Below are 8,734 nucleotides of genomic sequence, written 5' to 3'. Positions count from 1 at the left end.
ATTTTATCAAACTGACACGAAATTTCTAACACTCCCAGTTAAGACAGAACAGTCTTATCTCTAGACATACTTTGTATATCTTAAAACTTGTATTTAGCACCAATGTAGTAATATGACTTTTGTATATATCCCAATTCTTCTGGTATTTTTTTATCAAAAACATTGTCGATTCCGGCAAAGAGATCTATATTTTTAAAACTATTTTTTTGCATTATCTTTATATTTGTTGTGCTATAACTCCCAACTTCTCCCTCTGAACCTATCTGTTTTCCCGTATATTTTGTTACACTTCTTAACTCAAGCTTTGGAATGGGGAAATAGCTAATTGTCATACTTGTGAGTTTCTCTGGAACTCCAACCAGATCAGTATCATCTGTTTTGTTTTTTGCATCTACATAGGTATAATAAAATTTTACAATTAACTCATCTATTGGATAAAGAGCTATGCTGGTTTCAACCCCTTCTATCTCACTCTTGCTTATATTTTTATAAGTCGTAGTAGTGGCATCTAGTACAACCTTGCTTATTCTATCATCTATGTTGGTATTATAAGCGGAGGCTTTGAAATCATACATATCCCCCTTGTTACTTACTCCTATCTCTATAGTTTGACTTGTTTCTGGTGTAAGATTCCAACTCTCTGTTTTTGTTCCATCTATAATTGTAGAACCTAGAAGACTTTTTCCTACAGCTGTTGTACTGTTAGTATAGAGTTCTTCATCAGTTGCACTTTTAAAACCTTCGGAGTAGTTTGCCTTGAGTTTTGTGTTTTTATCTACTGCATAAACGGCACCAAAGCTGATAGAAGATTCACTTTTTGCTACAGAGTCTTTATCATACCTAGCCCCATATACAAGATTTAACTTCTTAATAGGTCTATACTCATGTTGCAAAAAAACTCCTGAATATGTTCTATTATCTATGCTATATCCAGTCGCTTCTCTATCATTAACTCTATACTCTCCTCCAACTAAAACTCTATTGTTCTGTGAAAATTCATATGTGTTTACAAGATTATGGTTAACATACCTTGTAGTAGAATTGTCTACCCCAGATATAGAGCCCTCTTTTGAATTATACCCCAGTTCTTCCCAGAAGTTTGTATATATTTTTTTGTCTTTTTCATATTTTGAATATGAGATACTATATCTTAATTCATAAGCATCCGAAGGTGTATATGTAAATCCAGAACTCGCAGTAACTCTTTTATTTTCATCATACTGTTCTGCTAAAATATTATTTACTACGATTTTATCATAGTTTGTCTTATATAGTGCGCTTACAAAATCTCCCTGGGTATCCTCTTTAAGATAACTCATATCTACATCTATCTTAAAATGATCATTAAATCTGTGCGTTACTCCCCCGCTAATACTTTTAATCTCCATTTCATTTTGAAGATCTTCTTGAAAAGTATATGTATCGTTTAAATTATCTAAATTTGTTGTTGATTGTAGTGTGGGAGAGAGTGTAGAGGGTTTATATGAGTTAGTTCCCTGTTTAATGATAATATCTTCTGTCGTATCATTTGAATAAGTATCTCTTTTAATATAACTCGAGAAAATTCTAAATGAGGTATTGTCTTTTTTACCAAACACACTCATATCAGCACTATTTTTACTTTTTGCATGAGTTAATTGTACATCTCCGGCAAAATCATCACTACTTTTTTTAGTAATAATGTTTACCACTCCACCTATAGAGTCACTCCCGTAAAGTAAACCGGAACTCCCCTTGACTATCTCTATCCTCTCTACCATGCTAGCAGGAAGCTTTCCTGCATCTGAAAAATCTCCATTAACTCTTTTACCATCTATTAGATAAAGTGTATCATCGGGTTTCATTCCTCGTATACTAACCTGTTGTTCATTAGCGCCAGATGGCCTTGTAACAACTTCTCCACTACTTATCAATATATCAGAAACATTTGTCGCGCCGCTATTTTCAATTTCATCTTGTGTAATTACAGTTACCTGCATAGGTAAATCATCTATTGTACTTTTGGTTTTAGTACTTAAGACAACAATTTCACCTAAGTAATATGTCTCATTTGCTACAAGCAGTGATGATAAAATTATACTAAAGCTTAAAATATTATTAATTTTCAACTTATATCCTTCTTTTCAATAAATTTAAATTATTATTGCAAAAGAGTGTTATATTTGTGTTAATTTACTATAGAATATGATAAGTAATTAATTTTTAAAGGTAATACTGCGATGAGTACTACCACTTCTAAGGTATTATTTTATTTGCACTTGCTTTTCTTTAATAAGTTCATCTGCTCTTTGAACCAACTCTTGTGAAGTCATTGATATCATTTTTGTCTTAAATGCAAACTTCTCTTCCATACTCAATGAGCTCATTTTTGTTTTTAAAGCATTTTTTCTCTCAGGGGTAAGCGATTTCATTTTTGCTTCAAATTCTGCAATTTTTTCTGGCGTAGTGGAGAGTATAGACGCCTTAAATGCATGCATTTCTTCTTTTTCTATTTTTCGCTCTTCAGGCGATAGTGCTTGCATCTTAGCTTTCATAGCTGCTTTAAACGCAGATTTATCTTCTGGTGCAACACCACCTCTATGGTTTTTTAACTCTTGTATTGACATATTCGAGTAATCAACTGCAATGAGAGCTGTAGCCAACAAAGCACTTATAATTATATTTCTCATTTTAAATCTCCGTTTTTTTTTGATTGTAACTATTTATTGTGAAGTGTTTGTGAAGTCTTATGCAGTAGTTAATCAAGTGTTACAATTACTAGTTGAATTGGATAAGTAAAAATTTAATTAGTTTTTCTCAAAATATCTCTCAATCCCATTTGCTAAACCTAGAGCTATTCTTTTTCTGTATGTAGGATTTACCAATCTTTTAGCCTCTTGCGGATGTGAGATAAAACCTACTTCGACTAAGACAGCTGGCATTTGAGCACCAACTAGCACCCAAAAAGGTCCCTCTCTTACTCCGCCATCTTTTGCTTTGTAGTTTTTGTTTAACTCTCCTAGCATTCCCCTTTGTAGGTCGATGGCTAGTTTGTTTGATGCAACTATTTTATGAGAATTTAGAAAGTTTAAAAAGGTATCTTTACCATATTTATTCATCTCACTCAAATCTGCGGAGTTCTCTTTCGCAGCAACTCTCTCAGCCCTTTTAGAACGAGAAGGAGACAAGAAATAGCACTCTATTCCATGAACTTTATGTGCATTTTTGCGTCCAACTGCATTTGCGTGAATACTTACAAAAACATCAGCCTTTTTTTTATTGGCAAAAGCAGTCCTTTGGCTTAGTTTTATGTACTTATCACTCTCTCTTGTCATATACACTGTATATCCACGAGCTTTTAAAATCTTCTTTAACTCTTTAGATATCTTGTAAACTACAACTTTTTCTCTATATCTTTTATAGCCAACCGCTCCTGGATCTTTTCCACCATGACCTGGGTCTATAACTATGATTTTATCTCTATCAGCTCTTTTAGGGAAGTTTGACTTTTCTGGTTTTTGTTTTACTGTTTGTATGCTTTTGGTTTTAGTAGATGCAACCATATGAATAACTAGTTCATCATCATCTTTTTTAAAGCTAATACGCACTTTTTGACTATCTTCTATAACAAGTCTTAGTGTATTTGAGTTGTACTGGGCTATTTTGATTCTATCTATATTTCGTTTATTTAAGCTTTGTGAATCTGTGAGCATAGATGCGTGAACATCAAAAACATATCTATATCTCTGCTCTTTTGCATCATAGAGTGTAAAATAATTTAGTTGATTATTTCTTAATTTTTTGTCAAATTTCAAGACAAGTCTGCCATCTCGCCATTTTATACTTTTTAATTTGTGTGATGAAGTTATTTTAATATTTGGGCTTTTGCTTTTAACTTTTTTAGCTTTATACTTTTTTTTAGGAGCTTTATATGAGGATGGTTTTGTTTTTATACTAGCTAGTTCTTGTTCATACTGAGATATATCTATATGAAGTGCTTTACCACTTTTAACGATCCCTTTTAATGCACTACTCCTAAGCTTCTCATCTTCTGACATAATGGCACGAAGATAGAGATTTTTGTAGTCATTATATGCACGAAAATAGTTTGATTTTGATTCAGTTTTCATAAAAGTATCGGCTCTTTTTAAGAGCTCTCTGTCACTTTGAGCGTAAAGAGATATAGCAATTAAGAAGATAAGAACAAGTAAACGCATCATCAGCTATCTATTCACCTTGGACAAGCTTTTTCATTAACTCTTTTACTGAGATTATTTCATTTAGTCTATAGCCATTTGTTCCCGAAAAAAATAGACCCGTTTCCAAATTTCCTAAATAAGCATCACTTAGCCTATCTGCTATACAAAAACCAACTACCTTTGCCTCTTCTCCACGATTACATGGTGACACACAGTTAGATATGCACTTAATAGCTGGACCTTCTCTTTTTTGGACTAAATGAGTTAAGTTTGTAACTATACCTTGAGCTGGGTATCCAACAGGTGAGCCCATAAGCTGTATATCCTCTTTTTTAGCATTTAGTAGCACTTCTTTAAAGTTTTGATGGGCATCACATTCATCAGTTCCAATAAAGCGAGTTCCCATCTGAACGCCTGATGCACCTAGTGATAGCATCTGTTCAATATCACTCTTATCCCAAACTCCACCAGCTGCTATGACTGGAATATTTCCCCAAAGAGCCGCCTCCTCAACAACTGGACCTACTATATTTTCTAGTTGATTCTCTTCTAATTTGCACTGCTCATAAGTAAAACCTTGATGTCCACCACTCTTTGGACCCTCTACTACTACTGCATCTGGGATTTTGTTGTATCTTTTTTGCCATCTTTTACAAATAATTTTTAAAGCTTTTGCAGATGAGACTATAGGTACAAGAGCTACATCTGGATAACCCTCAGTAAACTCCGGCATATTTGTAGGTAGACCTGCTCCAGTTATAATGATATCAGCTCCACCCTCACAAGCATCTCTTACAACTCTACCATAGTCATTTATAGCGTATAAAACATTTACAGCTAGAGGCTTATTTCCACATATTTTTCTTGCATTGAAGATGATTTTTTTAAGCCCCTCGCTTGAGTAGAAATTCACTTCACTCAAAGGTCTATTTGAGACTAATTTTTTAGCATAGACTTTGTCTTCGTAGTAACCAGTACCAACAGCACTAATGACTCCCAAACCACCCTCATAAGACACAGTTCCAGCTAATTTATCCCAGCTAATTCCAACACCCATTCCACCTTGGACTATTGGATGTTGTATAGTATATTTTCCGATCTTTAGTGACTTAAAACTCATCTAATTAACCTTTAATTTTGCAAACTTTCTTTTTCCAACTTGTAGTACATACTCACCTTTTGTGAGTTGTAACTCTATATCTGAAATCTTTTCTTGATTTATTTTAACAGCACCTTGCTTAATATCTCTTCTAGCTTGTGAAGTAGATGGCTCTAAGTTACAATCAACTAAAGCCTTTGCTATCCAGATATCTCCATCAGCACTAAACTCCTCTATCTCGGTAGGGATTTGACTTTGAGAATGAACTTTTTGAAACTCTTCTTTTGCTGCATCAGCTAACTCTTTAGTATGATATCTCGCCGTAATCTCTAAGGCTAACTCTTCTTTAACACTCTTTGGGTGAAGTAAGCCATCACTAACACCGGCTTTAAGAGTATCTATCTCATCAAGAGTTTTTGTACTTAGTAGCTCATAAAATCTCCACATAAGCTCATCAGAGATACTAAGGATTTTGCCATACATATCGTTAGCTTCATCAGTTACTCCTATGTAGTTGTTAAGAGATTTACTCATCTTTTGAACACCATCAAGTCCCTCTAATATTGGCATCATAAGCACAGCTTGTTGTTTTTTTACATCATAAGTTTTTTGAAGTTGTCTTCCCATCAGAAGGTTGAATTTCTGGTCTGTCCCACCAATTTCTATATCACTCTTTAGATGAACACTGTCATACCCTTGAAGAAGTGGGTACAAAAATTCACTAACTGCTATTGGTGTATTTGCCGTGTATCTTTTTGAAAAATCATCACGTTCAAGCATTCTAGCAACTGTTAGAGTAGATGCAAGCTCTATCATACCAACAGTTCCAAGAGAGTTTAACCAGCTTGAGTTATAAACAATATCTGTTTTGCTCTCATCTAAAATCTTAAAGGCTTGCGTAGTGTAACTTGCTATATTTTTTTCTATATCTTGGCTGCTTAAAACCTTGCGAGTCACACTCTTTCCACTTGGATCGCCGATAGCCGCAGTAAAATCACCTATAAGAAACTGTACTCTAGCCCCATACTTTTGAAATGTTGCCATCTTTTGCAATAAAACTGTGTGACCAAGGTGTAAGTCTGGTGCAGTAGGGTCAAAACCAGCCTTTACAGTAAAAGCTTTCCCCTCATCAAAATAAGCTTTTAATAAGTTCTCTACTCTCTCAATGTCGATTATCTCAGCACAACCTCTTTGTATCTCTCTTAGGGCCTCTTGTAACATCTATATATATTCCTAATCTTCTAATTTTTCTGGCTCAAAGAGCCAAGCTTTAATGGCCTCAGCGGCCAAAACACAACAAATTTAACGATATGCATCATCTGTACGAATGAGATGAATGACTTTTATTTTTTGCTCCATTCTAGCACGAAGTGAGTTAATATCAGCTTCTTTTGACTCAAAACCAAGCTCGCAATATCTTGAAGATTCACTTTTATTTTTTCCTAATTCTATAGAGTTTATATCTATATTTAACTTCACTAAAAAGTTTAAAAAATCAGCTAAAGTTCCTTTTCCACTGTGCAGGGAGACTATCATATTGTAGTTGTAGATATTTTGTCTCTCCCATCTAACAAAGAGCATAGCATCATTTGCTTCTAGTTTTTTGATAGCACTTTTGCACATCTTATGATGCACATAAGCTTTAGATTTTTCTAAAAAAGCAACTATCTCATCACCAGCTTTTGGATGACAACAATAATCAAAAACTACGTCACTAATATGTGAGTTGCTAAATATTTCAACACCCTTTATGGTGTAAGGTTTTAGCTTAAATCTATGACGAGTAAGAAATCTCTTAAACCTTGAGTTTTTGCTAATTTCTAAAGTATATCTATGCATGACTTCACGAAGCAATTCTATATCTGATGGTATATTTGCTCTTCGCTCAAAGCTGTTTCTATCAAACCACTCTTCAACTCTTGAGTTATTAAGTTTCATTGCAGTTGCGACTATGTTTACACTTGATTTTGCATTTAAATCCCTAAGTCTTGCGTTGCAATTTAGCCGCATATTAGTTTTGGCTTTAGATGTTTTTACTGCATCTATCCATGAACATCTTGTGATGACATCATCAGACATATTTATTTTTATAATATCGCCATTTTGAAGCTCGCTTAAGAGTGAGGCTTTTACCTTATTTACAAGTGCTGATTTTGCTCTATTTCCAACTGCACTATGGACCATATAAGCAAAGTCTAAAACTACTGCACCTCTAGGAAGAGTAAAGGCTTCTCCGCGAGGAGAAAAGACAGCTATATCCTCAGAATACAAGTCATTTTTTATAAGTGCATAGAAGTCTTCAACTGACTCATTTTGATAGCTTAGATTGTTTAGCCAGTCTAGTTTTATATTATTTCCACCACTCTTATATTTCCAGTGAGCTGCTACTCCTAGTTCTGCGGTATTGTGCATCTCATGAGTTCTGATTTGAACTTCAAAAATAGCAGTTTTATAAAAAACCGTAGTATGGATAGTCTGATAACCATTATCTTTTGCTACTGCTATATAGTCTTTAAATCTTGATGAGAGAGGTTGGAAGTTTAGATGGATAAGTCCTAAAATATTGTAACACTTTACTGGGTCAGTTGTGATGATTCTAATAGCCAAAAGGTCTAAAACTTCGTCTATTGAGACACCTTTTCTTTGCATCTTTAAGTAGATAGAGTAGCGATGTTTTACACGAGAGAGAATCTCAAAGTCATCTTCACAAATACCGTTTTTTAGTAAGATTTTATTTATCGACTCTTTAAACTCTTCTAGTTTCATCTCTATAGCGTGATAGTTCGTATCAAGATAGTTATCAATATGGTGTTTTTCTTCTTTGAAAATATATGAAAAACTCAAATCTTCTAATATATTTTTTAAAAAAGAGATACCTAAGCGATGTGCAATAGGAGCGTAAACTACAAGTGTTTCTTCTGCAATTCTTAGCTGTTTGTGTTGCGGTAGTGCATTTAAGGTTAGCATATTGTGAAGTCTATCGCAAAGTTTTACCACTAAAACTCTTACATCTTCGATACTAGCGAGCAACATCTTTCTAAATGAGAGTGCAGAGACCACTAACTTTTCATTTGAACTAGATGGAACAAGCTCTAAATCACGGATAGTATCAATCTTAGTAAGTCCCTCAACAAGATGCGACACATCACTTCCAAACAGCTCTGTGATAGTCTCAATCCCAACATCTGTATCTTCTACAATATCGTGCAAAAGTGCAGCTATCGCCATTGACTCATCATCTGTAATAGAAGCAACTATAGTAGCTACTAAAATAGGGTGAATAACATAAGGCTCGCCACTCTTTCTAAACTGCCCTTTATGAGCAGCCTTTGAATATTCCAGAGCATCTTGGAGTCTCTTACTTGGAGCCATTTGGCTAAAGAGGTACCCCTGTGCTGAGTCAACATCATGTATGTGTTTGACTTTTTCTATATCAACTTGACTCAGACTCAAATCA

6 protein-coding genes are annotated in these 8,734 nt (G+C 34.4%); all 6 read right to left on the bottom strand.

Annotated features, from left to right (window positions below; all coding sequences use genetic code 11):
• Positions 1-80: 80 nt before the first annotated feature.
• The 6 genes from M947_RS18785 to M947_RS18760 all read right to left on the bottom strand — a co-directional run bounded on the left by M947_RS18785 (position 81) and on the right by M947_RS18760 (position 8,730).
• Positions 81-2,108, bottom strand: a complete 2,028-nt coding sequence (locus M947_RS18785; RefSeq protein WP_021287663.1) for a TonB-dependent receptor plug domain-containing protein — start codon at positions 2,106-2,108, stop codon at positions 81-83.
• Between the two features lie 135 nt (positions 2,109-2,243).
• On the bottom strand, positions 2,244-2,669 hold the full coding sequence (locus M947_RS18780) for a DUF1104 domain-containing protein (RefSeq protein ID WP_021287662.1): 426 nt from the start codon (positions 2,667-2,669) through the stop codon (positions 2,244-2,246).
• 117 nt (positions 2,670-2,786) lie between these two features.
• The gene (locus M947_RS18775; RefSeq protein ID WP_021287661.1) at positions 2,787-4,199 is read right to left on the bottom strand and encodes an N-acetylmuramoyl-L-alanine amidase; all 1,413 of its coding nucleotides are present in this window, start codon (positions 4,197-4,199) and stop codon (positions 2,787-2,789) included.
• Between the two features lie 7 nt (positions 4,200-4,206).
• Positions 4,207-5,298, bottom strand: a complete 1,092-nt coding sequence (locus M947_RS18770; RefSeq protein ID WP_021287660.1) for a nitronate monooxygenase — start codon at positions 5,296-5,298, stop codon at positions 4,207-4,209.
• Positions 5,299-6,498 carry a tyrosine--tRNA ligase gene (tyrS, locus tag M947_RS18765; RefSeq protein ID WP_021287659.1) on the bottom strand — a complete coding sequence of 400 codons (1,200 nt, stop codon included), beginning with the start codon at positions 6,496-6,498 and terminating at the stop codon, positions 5,299-5,301.
• An 81-nt stretch (positions 6,499-6,579) separates the two neighbouring features.
• Positions 6,580-8,730, bottom strand: a complete 2,151-nt coding sequence (locus M947_RS18760; RefSeq protein WP_021287658.1) for a RelA/SpoT family protein — start codon at positions 8,728-8,730, stop codon at positions 6,580-6,582.
• Between the last annotated feature and the right edge of the window lie 4 nt (positions 8,731-8,734).

This window comes from Sulfurimonas hongkongensis (assembly GCF_000445475.1).
In the GTDB taxonomy this organism is placed as follows: domain Bacteria; phylum Campylobacterota; class Campylobacteria; order Campylobacterales; family Sulfurimonadaceae; genus Sulfurimonas; species Sulfurimonas hongkongensis.
Note: the sequence above shows the minus strand (reverse complement) of the source record. Positions and strands in the feature narration are given on the sequence as shown.

Bases quoted from the DNA above. Each gene is read 5' to 3' on its own strand.
- M947_RS18780 (WP_021287662.1), bottom strand. From the start codon at position 2,669: ATGAGAAATATAATTATAAGTGCTTTGTTGGCTACAGCTCTCATTGCA.
- M947_RS18775 (WP_021287661.1), bottom strand. From the start codon at position 4,199: ATGATGCGTTTACTTGTTCTTATCTTCTTAATTGCTATATCTCTTTAC.
- M947_RS18770 (WP_021287660.1), bottom strand. From the start codon at position 5,298: ATGAGTTTTAAGTCACTAAAGATCGGAAAATATACTATACAACATCCA.
- tyrS (WP_021287659.1), bottom strand. From the start codon at position 6,498: ATGTTACAAGAGGCCCTAAGAGAGATACAAAGAGGTTGTGCTGAGATA.